The following is a 22,837-nucleotide window of genomic DNA, read 5'->3' on the forward strand; positions in this document are numbered from 1 at the left end:
ACGAGAGGCCAGAAAGCCTTATTTCCGAGCCGATGAACATCCAGCCGAAACACACCGAGCCGCTGATCCTGTCGGGCCGCGACGTGACCGCCGTGCTTGGGCCGACCAATACCGGCAAGACCCATCTCGCCATCGAGCGCATGGTCGCGCACGAAACCGGTGTCATCGGCCTGCCGCTGAGGCTGCTGGCCCGCGAGGTCTACACGCGCGTCTGCGAAAAGGTCGGTGCCAATAAAGTGGCGCTGATCACCGGCGAGGAGAAGATCCAGCCGCCGGGCGCCAAATATTCGGTCTGCACCGTCGAAGCCATGCCGCGTGAAACCGACGCCGCCTTTGTTGCCATCGACGAGGTGCAACTGGCCGGCGACCTCGAGCGCGGCCATATCTTCACCGACCGCATCCTGCATCTGCGCGGCCGCCAGGAGACGCTGCTGCTTGGCGCGGCCACCATGCACGGCATTCTCCAGCGGCTGCTGAAAGGCATCTCCGTAGTGACGCGGCCGCGGCTGTCACATCTGGCCTATGCCGGCTCCAAGAAACTGACCCGCTTGCCCAGGCGTACCGCGATCGTCGCCTTCTCCGCCGACGAGGTCTATGCCATCGCCGAACTCATCCGCCGCCAGCAGGGTGGTGCGGCCGTCGTTCTCGGGGCCCTGTCGCCCCGCACTCGCAATGCCCAGGTGGCGCTGTTCCAGTCGGGCGATGTCGACTATCTCATTGCCACCGACGCGATCGGCATGGGCCTCAACCTTGACCTCGACCATGTGGCCTTCGCCCAGAACCGCAAGTTCGACGGCTACCAGTACCGCAATCTTACGGCAGCCGAGCTCGGCCAGATCGCCGGCCGCGCCGGCCGGCATCTTCGCGACGGCACGTTCGGCGTCACCGGCCAGGTCGATCCGCTGGACGAGGATCTCGTCCAGAAGATCGAGGGCCATGACTTCGACCCGGTGAAGGTGCTGCAGTGGCGCACCGCTCAATTCGATTTCGCCAGCCTTGATGCGCTGAAGCGCTCGATCGAAACCAACGCGCCGGTCGAGGGCCTGACACGCGCGCTGCCGGCCGTCGATGCGCAAGCGCTCGAACATCTCTCCCGCGACGAAGACATCCGCGCGCTCGCCACCAATGCCAAGCGCGTGGCGTTGCTGTGGGAAGCCTGCGCCCTGCCCGACTATCGCAAGATCGCGCCTGCCCAGCATGCCGACCTCATCGCCTCGATCTACATGGACCTCGCCCGGCAGGGCCATGTCGACGAGAACTACATGGCCGAACAGGTGCGCCGCGCCGACACCACCGAGGGCGACATCGACACGCTGTCGCACCGCATCGCCCAGATCCGCACCTGGACATTCGTGTCGAACCGGCCCGGCTGGCTGGCCGATCAGGCACACTGGCAGGAAAAGACGCGCGAAATCGAAGACAGATTGTCGGATGCGCTGCATGAGCGGTTGACGAAACGCTTTGTAGACCGCAGGACTTCCGTCCTCATGCGGCGCCTTAGAGAAAATACCATGCCTGAAGCCGAAATCAGTCCTACCGGAACCGTCCTTGTCGAAGGCCATCATGTCGGCGAGTTGCAAGGGTTCCGCTTCACCGCCGACCAGACCGCCGGCGGCGAAGACGCCAAGGCCGTGCGCACTGCCGCGCAAAAGGCGCTTGCCGCCGAGTTCGAGGCACGCGCGGAGCGCTTCGGCGCCTGCGCCAATGGCGATCTCGCGCTCGGTTCGGACGGCACGCTGCGCTGGATCGGCGCGCCGATAGGCACGCTGGTCTCGGGCGAAGACGCGCTGAAGCCGCGCCTGGTGTTGCTGGCTGACGAACAGCTGACGGGCCCGGCGCGCGACAAGGTCGCGGCGCGCGCCGAACGCTTCGTCAATTTCCAGATCGAGTCGTTGTTGAAGCCGCTGGTCGATCTGAAAAACGCCGAGCAGATTTCCGGCATCGGCCGTGGCATCGCTTTCCAGCTGGTCGAGAATTTCGGCCTCATCAACCGTCGTGACATCGCCGAAGAGATGAAATCCTTGGACCAGGAAGGCCGCGCGGCGCTGCGCCGGCTTGGCGTCCGCTTCGGCGCATACCACGTGTTCGTGCCGGCGCTGATCAAGCCGGCACCCGCTGGGCTGGTGACGCTGCTTTGGGCGCTGAAGAACGACGGCAAGGACAAGCCAGGCTTCGGCGACGTCGTCCACTCGCTGGCCTCGGGCCGCACCTCTGTTGTCATCGACCCGGCCTTCGACAAAGCCTTCTACAAGCTCGCTGGGTACCGCAATCTCGGCCGCCGCGCCGTGCGCATCGACATTCTGGAGCGGCTGGCCGACCTGATCCGCCCGGCGACCAACTGGAAGCCCGGCCTTGGCCAGCGTCCGGACGGCGCCTATGACGGCCAGTCCTTCATCGTGACGCCGCCGATGATGTCGATCCTTGGCGCAACCGCCGACGACATGGAAGAGATCCTCAAGGGTCTCGGCTATCGCGCAGAGCCGAAGCCGGCCGCGGAAGTCAAGGCACGGCTGGAAGCGCAGGACAATGCCGCGCGGGAAGCCGCCGCGGCCAGGCAGGCAGCCGAAGAGGCAGCCCGCGCGGAACAAGCCAAGGCGGCGGAAGAGGCGGCTTCGCCGGCCGCCGAGGGAGCCGAACTGGTGTCGGATGCGGCAACCGCCGTGGAGACACGGGTTCCAGCCGAAGTCGCAGCCGACGCGACGGTGGAAACCGTCGCGCAAGAGCAGGCGGAAGCCACCGCTGAAGTTGCGGAGGAGCCTGTAGCCGAAGCCGCTGTCGAAGTCGCCGAGCCGGCGCCGGTTGAGCCGTGGGCCGAACCTGAAACCGCCGAGGCTGACGCGGCACTCACCGAGGAAACCGCAGCGGCGGAGCCCGCCGTCGAAGCCTCCGCGTCGACGGAAGCTGCCGTGGCGGAAGCCGGTGAACCCGTGCCGGAAGCCGAAGCGCCAAAGCCGATCCTGCTGTGGCGCCAAGGTCGCTTCGACCAGCGTCCGCGTCATCGCGACGGCCGCAACAACCGGCCGCAAAACGGACAGGCGCGCGGCCGAAGCAACGCGCCGGCCGGCGGCGAACAGGCAACAGACGCGCCGGCGGACCGTCCCGCACACGAAGGACGCCGCGACGGCGCCGGAAAGCCGCGCTTCGACCGCTCGAAGTACAAGCCCAAGCCGCAAGCTGAGGGCGCTGAGCGCCACGACGGCCGCCCGCAGGGCGAGCGTCCCGAGCGCCGCGAAGGCCGGCCAGACTGGAAGGGCGGCAGGCCGGAAGGCAAGGGTCCCGATCGCGGCGGAAAGCCCGCCTTCCAGCCCAAGCCGCGCGAGGAGCGCCCGGTACGTTTCGATCCGGACTCGCCCTTCGCCAAGCTCGCCGCCTTGCGCGACCAATTGAAGAAGTAAATTCGCTTCGATGGTTGCTGAAGGCCGTCAGCGCATCGACAAATGGCTGTTCTTCTCGCGCGCGGTGAAATCGCGCTCGCTGGCGGCCAAATTGGTGGTCGCCGGCCGTGTTCGCATCAATCGCGACAAAGCAGCGCAGGCCTCCGATCTGGTCAAGCCAGGCGACGTGCTGACCATCACGCTCGACCGGCGTATCTTCGTCTGGAAGGTGCTCGGCGCGGGCGCGCGGCGCGGTCCGTCCGAGGAAGCTCGCACTCTTTATCAAGACATGTCGCCCCCGCCCGCACCGAAAGGCGACGCCCCGCCCGATGCTATCCCGGCGATGCGCGAGGCAGGCAGCGGCCGCCCGACCAAAAAAGAGCGTCGCCAGACCGACCGATTGCACGACGAAGATTGAGCCTGTCGATCGACGCGGATGTGCTCTCCCGCGGCAACGGCAACCAAAACAGATTTGGACCGGCAAACGAAACGAACGTCGGTGAGGGGTGTGGGACCGTCCCGGCACCGCCGATCTGAAATTCAATTCCCAAACTCTGGCGCCAGTGGGAATGGCTACTCTTGCAAGCAGCCGATAAAGGCGTTACCTCACGGAAAAAGCCAGCAAAAACGGGACATCCCGGAGCCGACCGATGACCTATGTCGTGACCGACAACTGCATCAAATGCAAATATATGGACTGCATCGAGGTCTGTCCGGTCGACTGTTTCTACGAAGGCGAGAACATGCTCGTCATCCATCCCGACGAGTGCATCGACTGCGGCGTCTGCGAGCCGGAATGCCCGGCCGACGCGATCAAGCCCGACACCGAGTCCGGCCTCGACAAATGGCTGCAGATCAACACCGAATATGCCGATAAATGGCCCAACATCACCGCCAAGAAGGAGCCGCCCGCCGACGCCAAGAGCTTCGACGGCGAGGCCGGCAAATTCGAGAAATACTTCTCCGCCGAGCCCGGCGAAGGCGATTGACAACGCCGCTGTAAAGGCTTGTATGACGCAGCGTAACAGGCACGCCGGATTAACCGCCTTGACAGGCGGCGATTGGTTGTGGCCTCCGCTTACGTAGCAAAACCTTGATTCTTCCGACTTTTTGTGTTACATCAGCGAAACATGCCGGTGACACAACGTCGATTTATGGCGCAGACGCCCCAAATCACTGAAAGGTGAAAATCCCATTTCGGACCAGAGCGATCTGGGCCAGGCGGTCGCAATTCTTGCGGTTTGCCGGTCCCGGCTTTTCCGGTGGGTTCATCTGTTGTGCGGCTAATGATCGGTGACCCCGGTCACGTGAGTTCAGCCGGCACCGCCGCCGGCCCACAACAAGGAGTTCAGGGCGTAATGGCAACGATCACCCCGCAGAAGAAGTCCACAGCTGCACGTCACGGTTTCAAGACCGGCGAGTTCATCGTCTATCCGGCGCATGGCGTCGGCCAGATCGTCTCGATCGACGAGCAGGAAGTGGCCGGCCACAAGCTGGAACTGTTCGTCATCGACTTCCAGAAGGACAAGATGCGCCTGAAGGTGCCGGTTGCCAAGGCGACCTCGATCGGCATGCGCAAGCTGTCGGAAGAGGATTATGTCGAGCGCGCGCTGAAGGTCGTGCAGGGCCGCGCCCGCGTCAAGCGCACCATGTGGTCCCGCCGTGCCCAGGAATATGATGCCAAGATCAATTCGGGCGACCTGATCTCGATTTCGGAGGTCGTGCGCGACCTCTATCGCGCCGATAACCAGCCGGAGCAGTCCTATTCCGAACGCCAGCTCTACGAGGCGGCACTCGACCGCATGGCCCGCGAGATCGCGGCCGTCAACCGCATGTCGGAGACCGAAGCCGTACGCCTGATCGAGGTCAACCTCAACAAAGGCCCTAAGCGTGGCGCCAAGGCCGACAATGAGGAAGCCGAGCAGGAAGAAGCTGCCTGAGCTTTTACGCATTCAAGTTGACGAAAACCCGGCCTCGCGCCGGGTTTTTTGTATTTGGGGAAGGCCGAGATTGTCGCGCCTATGCGCCCCCGTCCTTCTCCGCCGCCTCCTGCTTCAGCGTGGCGATGAACCGCTTGGTGCGTTCGCGCTCCGGATTGCCGAACAGCTTGGCGGATGGCCCCTGCTCGACGATGGTGCCGGCGTCGAGGAACACCGCCTCCTGGGCGATCTTGGAGGCCAGGCGCAAATCATGCGTCGCCATCACCATGGTCGTTCCCTCGCTAGCGAGCTGACCCAGCACATCGACCACCTCCTGCGCCAGCTCCGGGTCGAGCGCCGAAGTCGGTTCGTCGCACAGCAGCACCTTCGGCGACGGCGCCAGCGCACGGGCGATCGCCACGCGCTGCTGCTGGCCGCCCGACAGCGTCGCCGGCCAGGCATCCGCCTTATGCACCATGCCGACCTTCTCCAGCAGCGCGAGTGCCCGCTCATGCGCCTTCTGCGGCGACCATTTGAGCACCGTAACCAACCCTTCCATGACATTTTCGATGGCGGTGCGATGCGGAAACAACTGGAAATTCTGGAACACCATGCCGGTCTGCAGGCGCAGACGCCTTATGTCCGCCGCCGAGACCTTGCCGCCCGGGCGGAACTCAAGCGTCTCGTCGCCGATCCGCACCGTGCCCGAAGTTGGGATCTCCAGCAGGTTGATGCAGCGCAGCAGCGTGCTTTTCCCCCCGCCGGAAGGGCCGACAAGCGCGGTGACGCTGCCTTCGGCGATGGCGACAGTCACCCCCTTCAGCACGAGATTGTCGCCGAAACGCTTTTCGATGTTGGTGAGGCTGATCATGAGCGTGCCTCCAGGAAGCCGCCATAGCGGTTGAGCCGCTCCTCCAGCCGCGTCTGCAAGGCCGACAGCACCGAACTCATCGCCAGATAGAGGATAGCCGCCTCGACATAGAGGATGAGCGGCTCGTAGGTGGTGGCGACGATGCGTTGCGCCGCCTGGAACATCTCCGGAACGGTGATGGCGGCGGCCAGCGACGTGTCCTTGACCAGCGAGATGAAGGTGTTGGAGAGCGGCGGCACCGCCACCCGTCCGGCTTGCGGCAGAATGGTGCGCCGCATCGCTTGGCCCCAGGTCATCCCGATGGAATAGGCGGCCTCCCACTGGCCCTTGGGCACCGAGCCGATGGCTGCCCGGATGATTTCCGACGTGTAGGCGCCGATGTTTAGCGTGAAGCCGATCAGCGCCGCGGTGAAGGCATCAAGCAGGATGCCGACCGACGGCAGGCCGTAGAAGATCAGAAAGAGCTGCACCAGGAGTGGCGTGCCGCGGAAGATCCAGACATAGAAGCGCACGAGCGCCACCAGCGGCTTCGGGCCGAACAGCCGGCCTAGCGCCGCGCCCAGCCCCACCGTAAGGCCGAGCACGAAGGACAGCAGCGTCAGCGGCACCGTAAAGATCAACGCTGCCCACAGCAGCGAAGGCAGCGAGTCCAGCATCAGTTGCAGCCAGTGCGGCACGAACTATCCTCCGGAATGGAAGGGCGTCATCGAAGCGCGAATGCGTCAGCCATATCACGACAAAAGCGGCGAGCCGTCAAAGACGGCTCGCCGCTGGATGCGTGGCAGGGCGACAGCCGGCCCTTCTTGGTGAACTACTTCGAGACGTCCTGGCCGAAATAGGTGTCTGCGATCTTCTGGTAGGTGCCGTCGGCCTTGATGTCGGCCAGCGCCTTGTTGATGGCAGCGACCAGCTCCGGATCGCCCTTGCGAACGATGACGCCGGAGTAATCGGCATTCTCTTCCTGGGCGGCGATCTTCACGTTGGCGTCCGGCTTGTGCTTCTTGAAGTCGAGGAACGACAGGCTGTCATTGATCGTAGCGTCCGCACGGCCGGTCAAAAGCAGCTGGATCGACTGGTCGAAGCCGTCGGTGCCGACCAGTTCGGCGCCATTGGTTTCGGCCAGCTTGCCGAAATTGGATGTCAGCGACTGCGCCGCCTTCTTGCCCTTGAGGTCGGCGAAGGTCTTGATGTCGGTGTTGTCGCCGCGCACGATCAGCACTGCCTTGGAAGCGATATAGGGATCGGAAAAGTCGTACTTGGCCTTGCGGGCGTCGGTGATGCCGACTTCGTTGATGACGGCATCATAACGGTTGACGTCGAGGCCGGCGATCAGCCCGTCCCACTTGCCTTCGAGGAACTCAGCCTTGACGCCGAGCTTATCGGCGATCGCCTTGGCGATTTCGACATCGAAGCCAACCAGCGCACCGGAAGCGTCATGGTAGGTGAACGGAGCGTAGGTGCCCTCCGTGCCCACCTTGATGACTCCCGCCTGCTTGATCTGGTCGAGATTGGCGCCGGCGTGGGCCGATGCGATGGCCAGGGCCTGCAACGTTCCGGCGATGATGAGTGATTTGAGCCATTTCATTTTTCTGTGATCCCATCCTTGGCCGGTAACCCGGCATGCTGTGAGGGCTGGAAAATGGCAGATGCCGATCGAAAAAATAAGGAATGAAATTTCAAAGAGAGCGTCTCTCGGAAATCAAATTCTCCGGAAGGAATTTACTCGCAAGCTCGGAAGTTCCAGACAACTGCGCGGACGCTAGCGCTCGCCCTGCCCGCACCGGCGGAACCTTTCCCGCGCATGACAGTTTTGGCTGTTGTAGGGCACGCCGCCGTCATTTCAAGCCGGTGTCTGCCAAGTTGCCTCGCCGAGCCACGGAGCGCCTTATGATGGAAGACACGGCAGGACGGATCATGGTCCGCGCGGCAATGAAGGCGCCCTATCTCGAGCGCGAGGAGGAGCATCGGCTGGCATTGCTCTGGAAAGTAAACAACGACCAGAACGCGCTGCACAGCATCACGGTTGCCCACATGCGGCTGGTTATTTCCATGGCCTCGAAATTCCGCCACTACGGGCTGCCGCTCGGCGATCTGGTTCAGGAAGGCCATGTCGGACTGCTGGAGGCCGCCGCACGTTTTGAACCGGAGCGCGAGGTGCGGTTCTCGACCTACGCGACGTGGTGGATCCGCGCCTCGATGCAGGACTACATCCTGCGCAACTGGTCGATTGTGCGCGGTGGCACCAGTTCGGCGCAAAAAGCCCTGTTCTTCAATCTCAGACGCTTGCGTGCGCGTCTGGCGAACGGCGCCGAGCCGCTGTCCAACACAAATCTCTACCGCGAGGTGTCGGTTGCGCTTGGTGTCTCCGAGGCTGATGTGGCGATGATGGATTCACGGCTGTCGGCTCCGGATTCTTCGCTGAACGTACCGCTGGCCGACGATGCGGGCGGCACCGAGCGGATGGATTTCCTGGTCTCGGACGATCCCTTGCCCGACGAAATTGTCGGCGACAAAATCGATGTCGCGCGCCGCTCGCTCTGGCTCAAGGAAGCGCTTCACGCGCTCAACGCGCGTGAACTCAGGATCATCGAGGAACGCCGGCTAAATGATGAGGGGGCCACGCTAGAGGCGCTCGGCGAGACGCTCGGCATCTCCAAGGAACGTGTCCGCCAGATCGAGGCGCGCGCCATGGAAAAGCTCAAGGTCGCCCTGGTGAAGCAGAATCCGGAATTCATGGCGACGGCCGCCTGATCTCCCGCTCGGGCTTTCATTTGTCGGTGACGATCTTGACCTTGTCGCCGGCCGAAACCGCGGCCCCCGGCGACAGCGCATTGAGCACGCGGAACAGGTCGAGCTTGCGGTCGACGCCAACCATCTGCGCGGCAAGCGACCCCATGGTCTGTCCCGGCTGCACGGTGAGCACGCGAATATGCAGTGGTTTCAGTGCCGCCTTCTCGGCGGGGCTGAGGATGCGGAAGGAGCCGCTGACCGAGCGCGCCACCGTTTCAAGCGAGGTGCTGGCCGAGGGGGCGGCCGTCAGCAATCGGTAGACCTGACCGCCGGCGCGGATTACAGCGATGTCGAACTGCCAGCCTTCGGCGCCTGCATGCGCGGTCGCCGCCTCATTGCCGTTGATGGTTTCCTGCTTGACGGTGCTGTCGTCGAGGCCGGCCACCCAGCCGCTTCTGATATAGTCGGTCAGGGCGCGATTCTTGTCTATCGAAACACCGTCGAAGCGGATCGCTATATCGCCGGGGCCGGTCGCCGTCACCGCCGCCGCCGAATTGTCGATGATGAAACCGTCCGGCACCGTGAACGACACGCCCAAGCCTGGATGCAGGAAGGTTTCACCGCGCACATAGCCCTCTTCCGGTGTGTCGCCGTAAAGCAGGCCGTCTATGCCGGCGAGGAAGGAATCGCGGTCGCGTGTACCGAAGCCGGGCGCACCGAACTGTCGGGCGTGACGCTGTGCCAAATCGATGCGTTGCGGCGTGTTGGGGTGCGTCGCCAGGAAGTCGAGGCTGGCGTCGGTGGCGCCGCTGATCGAGCGGAAATCGGTATAGGCCGACATCGACTGCAGGAAGCGGCCGGCGGCATAGGGATCGTAGCCGGCTTCGCCGATCGACTTGATACCGATGGCGTCAGCCTCAAGCTCCTGGTTGCGCGAGAACTGCGCCAGCCTGAGCTTGCCGCGGATAAGTGCAGCCTTGGCGGTCGGGCTGTCGCCAAGCACATCGGAAACGACCTTGGTCGCCAGACCTTCCTCGGCCTCCAGCTGCTGGCGCTGCAGCCCATGATTGGCGGTGACGTGGCCCATCTCATGCGCGATGACGGCGGCGAGCTCGGACGAATCATTGGCCAGCGCCAAGAGGCCGCGCGTTATGTAGAGATAGCCGCCCGGCAGCGCGAAGGCGTTGACGTTGGGCGAATTGAGGATGGTGATGCGGTAGGTCTGGGTCGGGTTCGCCGACACCACGGTCAAATTGCCGACCACCTTGGCCACCATGCGTTCGAGCTTGGGATCTGAATATTCGCCGCCATAGGTCGCCAGGATGCGCGGATGCTGCGCCTTGGCGAGTTCCGCGAGCTTGTTGTTGGCGGCGACATTGTCGACCGTGATCGGCTTGTCGGATGGCTGGAAGCCTGATTCCTGCACTTCCGGAGGCGTGAACATCTGGCAGCTTGCCAGCGCCACGGCAAAGCCGGCCAGCGCCATAAAGCGCGCCAGCGGGTTCATTCGTAGCCTGTCAACGCCGATCGCCAGAACGGCTTCCTTTCAGGTCCCTGCGCATGACCACATGCGCAAAACAAAACTGCTACAGTATCCGTCACGCGCCCCTCGAAGCATGCGGCGGAAGCTGTAGGCAAATCACGGCCTGTGCCGGACCGGTATCGGGCGGACCTAGCCACACTACTCCAGTCATGGCAAGCAAGCGCCACATCGCGTCGGGCCGGTTTGAGCGTAAATTATGTCCGCTTCCGGGCAATATCTCGTGATAAAGCACCCCCGCCACCGGCTCCGATATAGCGCCGGAATGCCTCCGGACCAGCCCCGGCAAAGAAATCATCTGCCGTGCCGATAGCGGCGACGGCGCCGTTCTCGAGAAACACCAGCCTCCGAGCGATGCGGCGGGCATCTTGCGGCTGATGCGTGACGAACAGTACCGTCATGCCACGCTCGGCATGCAGGCCGGCAACGAGGTCGAGCATATCGTCTCGCAAGGAGGGCCCAAGCGAAGCGAAAGGCTCGTCGAGCAGCAACACCGGGCGGTCACGCACCAGCACGCGAGCCAGGGCGACGCGCTGGCGCTCACCGCCGGAAAGTTCGCGCGGCAGCCGCTTCTCCTTGCCGGCAAGGCCGGTGCGCGCAAGCGCATCGGTGATCGCAGCGCGGTCGGCTTCGGCTAGCCGCAACGATGGCGAACGGCCGAGCCCGACATTCTGCTCGACGGAAAGATGCGCGAAAAGGTTGTTTTCCTGAAAAACCATCGACACCGGCCGCGTCGCCGGTGGCGCGGTGCTGACATCGGCCCCGCCGATCAGCACGCGGCCGGATCGCGGCGGCTCGAACCCGGCCACCAGATTGAGCAACGTCGACTTTCCGGAGCCGCTCGGTCCCATGATGGCGGTGATTTGCCCCGCCGTGAACTCGGCATCGAAGGCGAACAACGCCTCGCCATAGCTGAACGAAACCTTGTCCAGCCGCACCGAAACCCCTTTGCCGCCACCCGCCTCGTCAGACATTGCTGGCCGTCTCCTTTCCCAGCCGGTCCGCCGCCAGCACCAATCCCAGGCAGACAAGGCCGAGCAGCAGCGCCAAGCCGGCGGCGTCCTCGGTTCGGTAGCTGCCCATGCGCGCCAGGAGAAGGTAGGGCAAGGTCTGCACGGAATCACTGCCGAACAGGGCGATGACGCCGAGATCGCCAAGCGACAGTGCCATGGCGAAGGCAAAAGCGGTGGCCACCGGGCGCCGCAACGTCGGCCGGTCGACCAACCACAGTCTTGACCAGCCGGAAATTCCGAGCTGCGCGCAGAGCCGCTCGTGCCGCTCGCTTGCCGCATCATAGGCGGGACGGATGGCGCGCAGCGCAAAAGGCATCGCCATGACAGCGTTGACGGTGACGACCATGAGCGGGGCGATGGCAAAGACATCGCCGACATGGCGCAGCAACAGGAACCAGCCGGCGCCGACGACGATCGGCGGCACGACCAGGACGAACCCAGCGCCGGTATCGGTGGCCTCTTCGAGCAGTGTCCTTGCCCCGAAGCGGCGGTTCGACGCCAGCGCCCTGCGCGCCATGGTCAATGCCAGCGAAAGCATCACCGAAAGCAATGCCGATAGGAAAGCGAGTACAGCACTGGTCAGCGTCGCCTGACGGACACTGGCCTCACCGGCAAGCCGGCCGAGGTCGGCGCCAAGTCCGGCCGCCACGGTCGCCACCATCGGCCCGGCGACGAAGAGCAAGGCCAACACGATGAGCGTCGCGTTCAGCCAGGCTTCAGTCCTGTTGACGGAGAGGTAGCGGCGCGGCGCGACCGGCAGGTTGGCGTCGCCGACGACGTCGGCTCCGAGCCGGGTCAACGTCAGCACCACGATGAAGGTCAAGGCGATCTGCAGCAGTGTCAGCGCAACAGCCCTCGCGGGATCGAAATCGAAGCGCAATGCCTGATAGATGCCGACTTCGAGCGTCGTCGCGCCCGGCCCGCCGCCGAGCGTCAGCACGATGGTGAAGGATGTGATGCACAGCATGAAGACAAGTCCGGCGACACCGGGCAGCGCAGCACGCAGCGTCGGCCACTCGATCAGCCGGAATGCCGGCCGCGCCCCCATGCCGAGCTGGCTCGCCAGCCGCCATTGGTCGGAGGGAATGGTCTGCAGCGCCTCGAGGAGCAGACGTGTGGCCAGCGGCAGATTGAAGAAGACATGCGCGACGAGAATGCCGGACAGGCCATAGATGCCCGGCCAACCCTGGCCGCCAGCCCAGTTGAACAGGCCCGCGAAATAGCTGGCGCGGCCATAAAGCGCCAGGATGCCGAGCGCCGCGACTATCGCCGGCAGCGCCAGCGGCACGGCGAAGAGCTGCAAGATGAAGGCACGGCCGAAAAACCGTGGATGCCGCGACAGCGCCCGCGCCACGAACAGGGCCGGCCCGACCGAGAGCAGCGTCGACAGGGCCGCTTGCAAGAGCGTGAACCGCACGACCCGGAACAGGTAGGGATCGAACGCGGCCCAAGCGCCGGAAAAATCGCGAGCACCTTCCACAAGCAGCCCCGCAAACGCGCCGCCGATCAAAATGGCGATGGCGGCGAGCCCTGTGATGCCGGCTGTGACGCGGGTATCAGAGCGGGTTTGCACGCCGCACCATCAACGATTGGGTGAAGCTTAGGGAGCGTCGCCGTAGAGCGTTCATGTCACGAAATTAGCCCACAAAAGCTACTTGCTCATCACCGCCAGCCATTCATCGACCCAGGCCTTGCGGTTGGCCGCCACCTCCTCCGGGCTGAACAGCAAGGTTTTGGTCGGCTTGACCAGTTTGTCGAAGGCGGGGTTGAGCGGCTTGTCGGTCTTGCCGGCCGGGAACATCCAGTTGGTCTCGGGAATGGCGTCCTGGAATTTCGGTCCGGTCATGAAGGCCATGAACTTTTCCGCTAGCGGATTCTTGGCGCCGGTCGTGGTGATGCCCGCGACCTCGATCTGCAGATATTCGCCTTCCTCGAACGACGCCGCCTGATAGCGCTCGGTGTTCTCGGCGACCATGTGGTAGGCTGGCGAGGTGGTGTAGGACAGCACCATCGGCGCCTCGCCCTTGGTGAACAGGCCATAGGCCTCGCTCCAGCCCGGCGTCACGGTCAGCACCTTGGTCTTGAGCTTGGCCCAGGCCTCGGGCGCCTTGTCGCCATAGACCGCCTTCACCCACAACAGCAGTCCGAGACCGGGCGTCGATGTGCGCGGGTCCTGGATGACGATCTTGTCGTCGGCGCTACCCTCCACCAAATCCTTCAGGCTTTTCGGCGGGGACTTCAGCTTCTGGGTATCGTAGACGACGGCGAAGTAGCCATAGTCGAAGGGAACAAAAGTACCGTCGCTCCAGCCACCCGGCACGTTGACGTCCCTCACTGCGCCATGTGGCGCGAACAGGCCCGAGGCCTTGGCATCGGCGGTGAGATTGGTGTCGAGACCGAGCACGATGTCGGCCTTGGTCGAAGCGCCCTCCAGCTTGACGCGGTTGAGCAGCGCCACGCCATCGGCGACCGAGACGAACTCGAGATCGCAGCCGCATTCTGCCTCGAATTCCTTCTTCACCACGGGACCGGGACCCCAGTCGGCGGTGAAGCTCTCATAGGTGTAGACGGTGAGCTTGTCCTTGGCCAAGGCCGGCCCGGACAGGGTCACTGCCGTGGTGGCGATCAGAGAATATAAAAGCGTGCGCATCGGCGCCTCCTTCGTTTGCGTTGAAAGGAATTGAGGCGTCGGAGTGTCCGAAACGTCTAATCCCTCCGCCGGTACAAACCGGATCAGGTTCAGCGGGTTGGCGAGACTGCCTCTCAGCCGGCCCGCGAAATTCGCGTCCGGCACCCCGTTAGAGCGTTTCGACACATAGGCCGGGCCGATGACCCGCGCAAGTGGGACTTTGCCGCCTTCCGTTTCCGGTGCCGGGCTGGTAAGGCGACGGGATATGAGCATATTCACCATCCTGCTTGGCGGCGATCTCATCCGCACGCCTCGGCTCGACCGCCAGGTCGAAGGCTCGCGCGTCATCGCCGCCGACGCCGGCATTGGCCATGCGCGGATGCTGGGCCTCGTGCCGGAACTGTGGGTCGGTGATTTCGACTCGGTTCCGGCTGATCTGCCCGCCGACCTCGCCGCCGTGCCGCGGCAAACCTTCCCGGCGGAAAAGGACAAGACCGACGGAGAACTGGCGATCGCGGCCGCACTGGAGCGCGGGGCGACCCGCCTTGTGCTGGCGGGCGCATTCGGCGGCAAGCGCGCCGACCACGCCTTCCTGCATCTGACGCTTGGCCTGCGGCTGGCCGAGGCCGGAATGGATGTGTGTCTGACCAGCGGCGCCCAGGAAGGTGTTCCCTTGCTGCCCGGTAGGGCCGGCTTCGATTATGCCGACGGCACGCTGTTCTCGATTCTCGGCTTCTCCGAACTCTCCGGCCTGACCGTCACGGGCGCCAAATGGCCGCTCGACAAGGTTGAGGTGGCATTCGGTTCGTCACTGACCATTTCCAACGAGGTCAAGTTCGGCAAGACCGGGGGCCGCCTCGACATCGCGCTCGGCCATGGCCGCGCGCTGCTGCTCGCCCATCCCTATCCATTGCCCGAAAGCTGACATGGCCCCGCCTCTTCTCAATCTCGACGGGATAAGACTGACCTTTGGCGGCGCGCCACTGCTCGACGGCGCCGCCTTGACCGCTTCGGCCGGCGACAAGATTGCGCTGGTCGGCCGCAACGGATCCGGCAAGTCGACGCTGCTCAAGATCGCCGCCGGCCTGATCGAGCCACAGGACGGCGAGGTGTTCCGCCAGCCTTCGGCGACGGTGCGTTATCTGCCGCAAATGCCCGACATGGACGGCTTTGCCACCGTGCGCGCCTATGTCGAGGCCGGGCTCGGGCCCGCCGACGATCCCTACCGCGCCAGCTATCTGATGGAGCATCTCGGCCTGTCGGGCGAAGAACGGCCTGGCGACCTGTCCGGCGGAGAGGCCAGGCGCGCCGCGCTTGCCCGCGTCATGGCGCCTGAGCCCGACATCCTGCTTCTTGATGAGCCGACTAACCATCTTGATTTATCTGTCATTGAATGGCTGGAGGAAGAGCTCATCCGGACTTCCTCGGCGCTCATCGTCATCTCCCATGACCGCCGCTTCCTCGAGCGCGTGTCGCGCGCCACAGTCTGGCTCGATCGCGGCCAGACGCGCAGGCTGGACAAGGGATTTGGCCATTTCGAGGAATGGCGCGACCTAGTACTGGAAGAGGAAGAGCGCGAGCAGCACAAGCTCGGCCGCCAGATAGTGCGCGAGGAGCACTGGCTGCGCTACGGCGTGACGGCGCGGCGCAAGCGCAACATGCGGCGCCTCGGCGAGTTGCAGACCATGCGCCAGCGTTTTCGCGGCCATCGCGGCGCTGAAGGCACCGCGACAATGGTGGCAAGCGACGCCGCCGAATCCGGCAAGCTGGTGATCGAGGCCAAGAACATCGAGAAGAGCTTTGGCGACCTTACCGTCGTCAGGGGCTTCTCGACCCGCATCCAGCGCGGCGACCGCGTCGGCCTTGTCGGGCCGAACGGCGCCGGCAAAACGACACTTCTGAAGATGCTGACCGGCGAATTGGCGCCGGACGTGGGTTCGATACGGCTTGGCACCAATCTGGAGATCGCCACGCTCGACCAGAAGCGCGAGGCGGTCGACCCGCAAGAGACGCTGGCGCAATATCTCACCGACGGGCGCGGCGAGAACCTCGTCATCAATGGCGAGCAGCGCCACGTCGTGTCTTATATGAAGGATTTCCTGTTCAAGCCGGAACAGGCCCGCACACCAGTGCGCGAGCTGTCCGGCGGCGAACGGGCGCGGCTGATCCTGGCACGCGTGCTGGCACGGCCTGCAAATCTTCTGGTTCTCGATGAGCCGACCAACGATCTCGACATGGAGACGCTGGAACTGCTGCAGGAACTGGTCGCCGGCTTTGCCGGCACCGTCATCCTGGTCAGCCACGACCGCGATTTCCTCGACCGCACCGTGACCAGCGTGATCGCGCCGGATGGCGGCGGCCGCTGGGTCGAATATGCCGGCGGCTATTCCGACATGCTGGCGCAGCGAGGCGGCACCAGGCTTGACGACCGCAAGGCGCGCGCCAAGGCGGAAGCCGGCGATGCGCCGACACCGGGCAAGAGCGATCCGGCGGCGCCAAAAGGGCCGGCGAAGAAATTGTCGTTCAAGCAGAAGTTCGCGCTGGAGTCCCTACCAAAGAAGATCGAGGCAGTGACCGCGTCGATCTCGCGGCTGGAGAATAACATCGCCGACCCGGCCTATTACGAACGCGACCCGGCCTCGTTCCAGAAGACGATCGCCGCCCTCGACAAGGAGCGTGCCACGTTGGCCGTGCTCGAGGAAGAATGGCTGGAACTCGAGATGCTGCGCGAGGAGATGGAAGGGTGAAGATTGCATGTTCCTTCATGCGCACATATTATGCGCATAAAGAGAGCAATTTCTATGCTGCAATCGACCCAGAAATCTCGACGAAAGTCCGTCAACACGTCCATTGACTCCCAGCTGCTCAAAGACGCCAAGGCGCTGGGCATCAACATCTCCCGTGCTGCCGAGGCAGGTATCGCCAAGGCAATTGCAGCGGAAAAAACGCGCCGTTGGCAAGAAGAGAACACGGAAGCGATTGAAAGCTCCAACGCCTACGTGGAGCGCAACGGACTGCCATTGGCCAAATATCGACTGTTTTGATGGCACGTTACGATCTTTATCGGAATATCGACGGCAACGGTTATCTTCTCGATGTTCAGTCCGACCTTCTTGACAGGCTGACCACGAGAGTCGTCATTCCGTTGATGCCGCCCAATATGGCTCCGGTGCCGGGCCGCCGACTAAACCCGACCTTCGCCATCGACGGCAAAGACCATGTGATGGTCACACAGTTCATCTCAGCCTTGACGGCCTCCGAATTGCCGGACGTCGAAGGAAATCTTTCCCGGCATCATGACGAGATCGTTGTTGCACTCGACATGCTGTTCCAAGGCTTCTGAACTGAGACGGACCTGGCCTCAGCCCGCCGTCTTGGCCTGCCAGGCCTTGATAGCCTCGTCGAACACCTTCTCGCCGGGAATGCCCTTTTCCATGGTCAGCAGTGCCCGCCGTCCGGTCTTGTAGACGACCGGCACGTCGATCCAGTCCTGGCCGCGCAACAGGGTCATGTTGGCGTCCTCGTCGGCCTTGGTGTCGTTGAGCGCGACGAGGAAGAAGCCGTCGGCGATCTTGGCCGGGATGCCGATCAGCGGGCTGCCGGCGTCCTGTTCCGAACTCTTCATGGCAACGCGCAATATGTTGTCGACGCCGCCGCCTTCGAACCCATCGGGGGTCAGGAAGATCATCTCGATGATATGGCTGGCCGGCAGGGTCTGGTCGGTGTTGCGACGGATGGTCATGCGCAACTGGATGTCCTTGCCGGGAATAGTCGCCTCGGCACGGATCGCCGGCTCGGGCGGCAGGTCGCCGCCTGGCGATTCCTGCACCAGCGACCAGACGATGCTGCCGGGTTCGGCTGAACCCTGCGCGGTGCTGGTGCGCTCCTCATAGAAGATCGCCTTCTGGCCCACCGGAACCGAGGTTGGCGCCACGGCCGCAGCCGGTGCCGTCGGCGGCGTTGCGGCTGCCGGTGCGGGCGGCGGCGTTGCGGCTGCCGGTGCGGGCGGCGGCGTGGCGGCGGCATCGGCCGGGGCCGCGGGCGCGGTTCCGTTGGTGGGTGGTGTCGCGAGCGGGGTGCCCGCCGCGGGCGTGGTCGCGGTTGGCGCGCCTGCCGCGGGCGTACCGGCAGCAGGCGTATTGGCAGCCGGCGTATTGGCAGCGGGCGTATTGGCAGCCGGCGCGGGAACCGCCGCCGCTGCCGTGGCCGGCGCATTCGTTGCCGTCGGCGGTGTCGTCAGCGCGGCGACGGATTCGCCCTCGCCTATGCCGCTTTGCCCACCGGCTGGGCCGGGGTCGCTTTCGCCGCCTTCAGGCGTCAGCCGCTGCGTGAATTTCGTGCCTTCCGCGCCGGTCGCCGGCGCCGGTGGCGTGGCCGTGGTATCGGTCGCCGGCTTGGCCGGCGTCGTCTTCACCGGTTCGGTCTTAGCAACAACCTTGTTGCCGTCCAGGCCCAACATCTTGCCGAAGGCATCCTTGTTCAGCCAGATCCCGTAGCCGCCGCCGGCAACGACCAGCAGTGCGACGACGGCGGCGATCAGCCCCCCATAGCTGCGCTTGCGTTCGGCCGGGCGCAAACGCTCGAAAGTGTCGGTGGCCACCGGCGCTTCGTCATCGGCAAAGACGTCGTCCTGGTCGTCGTCCCGATCCGCGTCCATCCCCGGCAAGGTCTCTTCGGAAAAGTCCGGAGCGGGCTGCACCGGCGTCGACCTTTGCCAGCCTGGCTCGACCTTGGCGGCTGGAGCGGCCCGGTAGGGCTCGACATTGGCAACGGGCTGCGCCGGTTTGTATGGCTCCGGGCTGGCCGCGGCAGGGGCGGGCCGATACGGGGACGGAGTGGGAGCCGGTTCGGCCTTGACCGGCTGCTTGACGTGGTTCGACTGGTTCTTGTTGCGGTCGATGGAGGAAAAGATGTTTTCCAGTTCCGCGAGCGGATCGGTCTCCGGCACGCTTTTGACGTACTCACGCTCAAGGCTCGATATTGCATCTTCCAGCCCGCGCTTCTGCCTTTCGGCATCCGACGGCGAAAGGGGCGGATCGCGCTCGGCAATCTTCTTTGCAATCGTCGAGCGCGCTTTGTCGTAGACTTTGGCCCGCAGCTCAGGCGTGGGATCGCCAAAATTGTTTATCGTGTCCCTCAGAGCAGAAACGAAATCTTTCGCCATGCGTCAGTCGACCTGTATTTTGCTTCCGGACCGGCCTCCGCAGATCAGCCGCAACGCCCGGGAAGGCTTGAGAAACTAGTCTTGAAACGGATCGGTCACAAGTATCGTGTCGTCCCGTTCAGGGCTGGTGGAGAGGAGCGCGACCGGCGCGCCGATCAACTCCTCTATGTATCGGACATATTTGACGGCCTGGGCCGGAAGATCGTTCCAGCTACGTGCGCCGGCGGTGGTGCCCTTCCAGCCTTCCAACGTCTCGTAGATGGGTTCCACGCGAGCCTGGGCGCCCTGGCTTGCCGGCAGATAGTCGATCGTCTCGCCGTCCAGCCTGTAGCCGGTGCAGACCTTGATCTCATCCAACCCGTCGAGCACGTCGAGCTTGGTCAGCGCGATGCCTTTGATGCCGTTGACGGCAACCGCCTGGCGCACCAGCACCGCGTCGAACCAGCCGCAGCGGCGCTTGCGCCCAGTGACGACACCGAATTCATGGCCGCGCGTGCCGAGGAATTCGCCGATCTCGTTCTTCTGTTCGGTCGGGAACGGACCTTCGCCGACACGCGTCGTGTAGGCCTTTGTGATGCCGAGAACATAGCCGATGGCGCCCGGGCCTACGCCGGAGCCGGCGGCGGCCTGGCCGGCGACCGTGTTGGACGAGGTGACGAACGGATAGGTGCCGTGGTCGATGTCGAGCAGCGTGCCTTGCGCGCCCTCGAACAGGATGCGCTCGCCGGCTCGGCGCTTGTCGTCGAGCACCTTCCAGACGCGGTCCATGTAGGGCAGGATGTCGTTCGCGACCGAGGTCAATTCCTGCATGATCGCATCATGCGTGACTTCGTCATGGCCGAGCCCACGACGCAGCGCATTGTGGTGCGTCAGCAGCCTGTCGACCTTCACGGGCAAAGTTTCCAAATCCGCCAGATCCATCACCCGCACGGCACGCCGGCCCACCTTGTCCTCGTAGGCGGGGCCGATCCCGCGTCGGGTCGTGCCAATCTTTGTTCCGGAATTCGAAGCGGCATCCTCGCGAAACCCGTCCAACTCCCGGTGTACGGACAGGATAAGCGCCGTGTTTTCGGCTATTTTCAGGCGATCCGGCGTCACGTCCACGCCCTGGCCTTTCAGTTTCTGCACCTCGGCGACGAAAGCATGCGGATCGAAGACCACGCCATTGCCGATGATGGACAGCTTGCCTTCCCGCACGACGCCCGAAGGCAGCAGCGACAGCTTGTAGACCTTGCCGTCGACGACCAGCGTGTGGCCGGCATTGTGGCCGCCCTGGAAGCGCACCACGACATCGGCGCGCTCCGACAGCCAGTCGACGATCTTGCCCTTGCCTTCGTCGCCCCACTGCGAGCCGACGACCACCACATTGGCCATGTTTCTTTTCCCTTGAGACGCCGCCGCGCGGCTTGGATATGGTTCGAAACGACAGGCCTCTATAGCGTCAAGACCTCGCGAGTGCGACCTTTCTTTGCCGCCGAAAATGCCCTGAGGCACAACAATTTTCGGCTTTGACATCATTTACTTGGGCTGGCCGGGGCAATAGGCCGGCAAACACCGCGGCCCATCCCGCGGCCGGAAGCCCGCGATGCATCGAAACGCCTACATGTTCCTGCTGCTCACCACCTTGCTGTGGGGCGGCAATTCGGTGGCCGGCAAGCTGGCGGTCGGCCACGTCTCGCCTATGACGCTGGTCTTCCTGCGCTGGATGCTGGCCGTCGCGATCCTGCTGCCGATCGGCTGGCGCACGATCCAGGAGGATTGGCCCGTCGTGCGCCGGCACTGGCTCGTGCTGGCAGCGCTTGGCGCCAGCGGCTTCACCCTGTTCAACACCATCTTCTACACCGCCCTCAACTACACCACGGCGATCAATGTCTCGATCGAACAGGCGGCGATGCCGATCCTGATCATGACAGCCAATTTCGTTTTCTTCCGCCTGCGCGTGAACTGGGCGCAGATAGCCGGCGTGGTGCTGACCGTCTTCGGCGTCATCCTGACCGCCTGCCATGGCGATCCGCGCCGGCTGCTGACGCTGGAGCTCAATTTCGGCGACGCCATCATGCTGGTCGCGGTCGTTCTCTACAGCAGCTATTCGGTCGGGTTGCGGCTGAAGCCGGCGATGCGCTGGCAAAGCCTGATGCTGGCCATGTCGTTCGCCGCGCTCATCACCTCACTGCCCTTCTTCCTGTGGGAAGCCGCCGCCGGCAAGGTGATCGTGCCCGACGCCCGCGGCTGGGCGGTCATCGTCTACACGGCGATCGGCGCTTCGGTTATCTCGCAGATAACCTATATCAGGGGCAACGAACTGATCGGCGCCAACCGGGCCGGCTTGTTCATCAATCTGGTGCCGATCTTCGGCACGCTGCTTTCGGTGCTGATCGTCGGCGAGACGTTCCAGCTCTATCAGGCGCTGGCGCTGGTCCTCGTTCTGGGCGGCATCGGGCTCGCCGAGTACAGCGGGCGCAAGATGGCGTCTGGCTTCTGACGTCGCGCCGGGATTATTACCGCACCAGTTCCTTGCGCACCGCCGCGATATCGTCCGACGAGACCGCCGGAGCGGAATTGCCCCAGCTGCCGCGCACATAGGTCAGCACGTCGGCGATTTCCTGGTCCTTCAGCCGCCATGCCACCGAGGGCATCGAAGGCGTCGTCGGCGCGCCGGCCGTGCGCACCGCCTGGCTTCCGGCGAGAACGACGCGAGCCAGGGTCTCGGGATTGCCCTGCGCGACAATCGAGTTGCCGACAAGCGCTGGGAAAAGCGCTCCGGCCCCGGCGCCATCGCCGCCATGGCAGGCCGAGCAATTGTCATGATAGATCGCCGCGCCCGCCACCATCCGCGCCTCGTCGGGCTTGGGCGCCTGCGCATTGCCGGTGTCCGGGCCCAGGCTCTTGAGATAGACGGCCACGGCCTTGAGGTCGGATCCGTCATTTTGGAGGTCGAGTTCTCGATCGCCTCGGCCATCGGACCGGATGCGATCGAATGCGCGTTGACGCCGGTCTTGAGGTAGGCGACCACATCCTCTTGCGACCATTTGCCTAGGCCAGACTGAGCATTGTTGGTGATGTCGGGGGCGAACCAGCCTTGCAGCGAGGCGCCTTGCAGGAAGCCGCTGTCTTGGTCCGCTCCAAGGAACGATTTGGGCGTGTGGCAGGTGACGCAGTGCCCGGCGCCCCGGACGATATAGGCGCCGCGGTTCCATTCCGCCGATTTGGAGGGGTCGGCCTGGAAGCTTGCCTCGCTGAAGTTGAGTAGGTTCCAGCCCCACATTGCCAGCCGGATGTTGAGCGGGAACGGCAGCTGGTTGGCTTCGACCTTGTTCGAGACCGGGTCGATCGTGGTCATGTAGGCCCACAGGTCGGAAATATCCTGCTCGTTCATCCCTGGTATAGGCGGGGTAAGGCATGGCGGGATAGAGCCGCACGCCATTGTGGCCGACGCCGGTCTTCATCATGTTGCGGAAATCGGCCTCGGACCAATTGCCGACGCCCGTCTCGTGGTCGGGCGTGATGTTGGGCGGCACCAGCGCCGAAAGGCGGGAGCGGCAGGCCACCGGCCAGCGGCTTGCCGCCCGGCCTGGTATGACAGCCCGCGCAATCGCC

The 22,837-nt window shown here is 64.2% G+C and carries 20 protein-coding genes and 1 riboswitch; of the genes, 10 read left to right on the top strand and 10 right to left on the bottom strand.

The genetic code is table 11. The annotated features are described in order from the left end of the window. Window positions 1-32: 32 nt before the first annotated feature. From ACVWWD_RS05615 to ACVWWD_RS05630, 4 genes are all read left to right on the top strand, one after another. Complete coding sequence (locus ACVWWD_RS05615; protein ID WP_457102946.1) at window positions 33-3,395, top strand: helicase-related protein; 3,363 nt, start codon at window positions 33-35, stop codon at window positions 3,393-3,395. Window positions 3,396-3,405: 10 nt separating this feature from the next. Further along, complete coding sequence (locus ACVWWD_RS05620; RefSeq protein WP_023784817.1) at window positions 3,406-3,792, top strand: RNA-binding S4 domain-containing protein; 387 nt, start codon at window positions 3,406-3,408, stop codon at window positions 3,790-3,792. A 232-nt stretch (window positions 3,793-4,024) separates the two neighbouring features. Next, complete coding sequence (gene fdxA, locus ACVWWD_RS05625) at window positions 4,025-4,363, top strand: ferredoxin FdxA (RefSeq protein ID WP_015315302.1); 339 nt, start codon at window positions 4,025-4,027, stop codon at window positions 4,361-4,363. A gap of 369 nt (window positions 4,364-4,732) precedes the next feature. Further along, window positions 4,733-5,314, top strand: coding sequence for a CarD family transcriptional regulator (locus ACVWWD_RS05630; RefSeq protein ID WP_015315301.1), 582 nt, complete (start codon window positions 4,733-4,735; stop codon window positions 5,312-5,314). Between the two features lie 79 nt (window positions 5,315-5,393). On the opposite strand, the gene ACVWWD_RS05635 is transcribed toward ACVWWD_RS05630, so the two are convergent. From ACVWWD_RS05635 to ACVWWD_RS05645, 3 genes are all read right to left on the bottom strand, one after another. After that, complete coding sequence (locus ACVWWD_RS05635; protein ID WP_023773922.1) at window positions 5,394-6,164, bottom strand: amino acid ABC transporter ATP-binding protein; 771 nt, start codon at window positions 6,162-6,164, stop codon at window positions 5,394-5,396. Then, window positions 6,161-6,841: an amino acid ABC transporter permease gene (locus tag ACVWWD_RS05640; protein WP_023773921.1), complete on the bottom strand. Its 681-nt coding sequence runs from the start codon at window positions 6,839-6,841 to the stop codon at window positions 6,161-6,163. The genes ACVWWD_RS05635 and ACVWWD_RS05640 overlap by 4 nt, the downstream gene beginning before the upstream one ends. A gap of 134 nt (window positions 6,842-6,975) precedes the next feature. Further along, window positions 6,976-7,749, bottom strand: a complete 774-nt coding sequence (locus ACVWWD_RS05645; RefSeq protein ID WP_023773920.1) for an amino acid ABC transporter substrate-binding protein — start codon at window positions 7,747-7,749, stop codon at window positions 6,976-6,978. A 302-nt stretch (window positions 7,750-8,051) separates the two neighbouring features. On the opposite strand from ACVWWD_RS05645, the gene ACVWWD_RS05650 reads away from it, so the two are divergent. Further along, window positions 8,052-8,915, top strand: coding sequence for an RNA polymerase factor sigma-32 (locus tag ACVWWD_RS05650; RefSeq protein ID WP_023773919.1), 864 nt, complete (start codon window positions 8,052-8,054; stop codon window positions 8,913-8,915). A 16-nt stretch (window positions 8,916-8,931) separates the two neighbouring features. Here the strand turns inward: ACVWWD_RS05650 and ACVWWD_RS05655 are convergent, their stop codons facing one another. From ACVWWD_RS05655 to thiB, 4 genes are all read right to left on the bottom strand, one after another. Further along, window positions 8,932-10,401: a M48 family metalloprotease gene (locus ACVWWD_RS05655; protein WP_023773918.1), complete on the bottom strand. Its 1,470-nt coding sequence runs from the start codon at window positions 10,399-10,401 to the stop codon at window positions 8,932-8,934. A 230-nt stretch (window positions 10,402-10,631) separates the two neighbouring features. Further along, window positions 10,632-11,408: a thiamine ABC transporter ATP-binding protein gene (gene thiQ / locus ACVWWD_RS05660; protein ID WP_352552816.1), complete on the bottom strand. Its 777-nt coding sequence runs from the start codon at window positions 11,406-11,408 to the stop codon at window positions 10,632-10,634. Further along, the gene (gene thiP / locus ACVWWD_RS05665) at window positions 11,401-13,020 is read right to left on the bottom strand and encodes a thiamine/thiamine pyrophosphate ABC transporter permease (protein WP_352552818.1); all 1,620 of its coding nucleotides are present in this window, start codon (window positions 13,018-13,020) and stop codon (window positions 11,401-11,403) included. Before thiP ends, thiQ begins: the two co-directional genes overlap by 8 nt. A 78-nt stretch (window positions 13,021-13,098) precedes the next feature. After that, window positions 13,099-14,097 carry a thiamine ABC transporter substrate binding subunit gene (gene thiB / locus ACVWWD_RS05670; RefSeq protein WP_352552820.1) on the bottom strand — a complete coding sequence of 333 codons (999 nt, stop codon included), beginning with the start codon at window positions 14,095-14,097 and terminating at the stop codon, window positions 13,099-13,101. Between the two features lie 43 nt (window positions 14,098-14,140). Continuing rightward, window positions 14,141-14,255, bottom strand: a riboswitch (TPP riboswitch). Between the two features lie 86 nt (window positions 14,256-14,341). On the opposite strand from thiB, the gene ACVWWD_RS05675 reads away from it, so the two are divergent. The 4 genes from ACVWWD_RS05675 to ACVWWD_RS05690 are packed head-to-tail and all read left to right on the top strand — an operon-like array spanning window position 14,342 to window position 17,419. After that, on the top strand, window positions 14,342-15,001 hold the full coding sequence (locus ACVWWD_RS05675; RefSeq protein ID WP_352552822.1) for a thiamine diphosphokinase: 660 nt from the start codon (window positions 14,342-14,344) through the stop codon (window positions 14,999-15,001). A gap of 1 nt (window position 15,002) precedes the next feature. Then, entirely contained in the window at window positions 15,003-16,823 is a 1,821-nt protein-coding gene (locus ACVWWD_RS05680) for an ABC-F family ATP-binding cassette domain-containing protein (protein ID WP_457102947.1), read from the top strand. A 54-nt stretch (window positions 16,824-16,877) separates the two neighbouring features. After that, window positions 16,878-17,120, top strand: a complete 243-nt coding sequence (locus tag ACVWWD_RS05685) for a type II toxin-antitoxin system CcdA family antitoxin (protein WP_352552826.1) — start codon at window positions 16,878-16,880, stop codon at window positions 17,118-17,120. Further along, window positions 17,120-17,419, top strand: coding sequence for a CcdB family protein (locus ACVWWD_RS05690; protein ID WP_023773911.1), 300 nt, complete (start codon window positions 17,120-17,122; stop codon window positions 17,417-17,419). Before ACVWWD_RS05685 ends, ACVWWD_RS05690 begins: the two co-directional genes overlap by 1 nt. 18 nt (window positions 17,420-17,437) lie before the next feature. Here ACVWWD_RS05690 and ACVWWD_RS05695 read toward each other — a convergent pair whose 3' ends face one another. Together ACVWWD_RS05695 and ACVWWD_RS05700 are read right to left on the bottom strand one after the other, a co-directional pair. Continuing rightward, window positions 17,438-19,240: a hypothetical protein gene (locus ACVWWD_RS05695; RefSeq protein ID WP_457102948.1), complete on the bottom strand. Its 1,803-nt coding sequence runs from the start codon at window positions 19,238-19,240 to the stop codon at window positions 17,438-17,440. 75 nt (window positions 19,241-19,315) lie between these two features. Further along, the gene (locus ACVWWD_RS05700) at window positions 19,316-20,614 is read right to left on the bottom strand and encodes an adenylosuccinate synthase (RefSeq protein WP_023775399.1); all 1,299 of its coding nucleotides are present in this window, start codon (window positions 20,612-20,614) and stop codon (window positions 19,316-19,318) included. 211 nt (window positions 20,615-20,825) lie between these two features. On the opposite strand from ACVWWD_RS05700, the gene ACVWWD_RS05705 reads away from it, so the two are divergent. Then, a complete protein-coding gene (locus ACVWWD_RS05705) occupies window positions 20,826-21,722 on the top strand; it encodes a DMT family transporter (protein ID WP_023775398.1) in 897 nt (298 codons plus the stop codon). A gap of 16 nt (window positions 21,723-21,738) precedes the next feature. Here ACVWWD_RS05705 and ACVWWD_RS05710 read toward each other — a convergent pair whose 3' ends face one another. Beyond that, on the bottom strand, window positions 21,739-22,143 hold the full coding sequence (locus tag ACVWWD_RS05710) for a c-type cytochrome (RefSeq protein ID WP_352552832.1): 405 nt from the start codon (window positions 22,141-22,143) through the stop codon (window positions 21,739-21,741). Window positions 22,144-22,837 lie beyond the last annotated feature (694 nt).

The sequence above is a fragment of the Mesorhizobium sp. URHB0026 genome, from assembly GCF_054059755.1.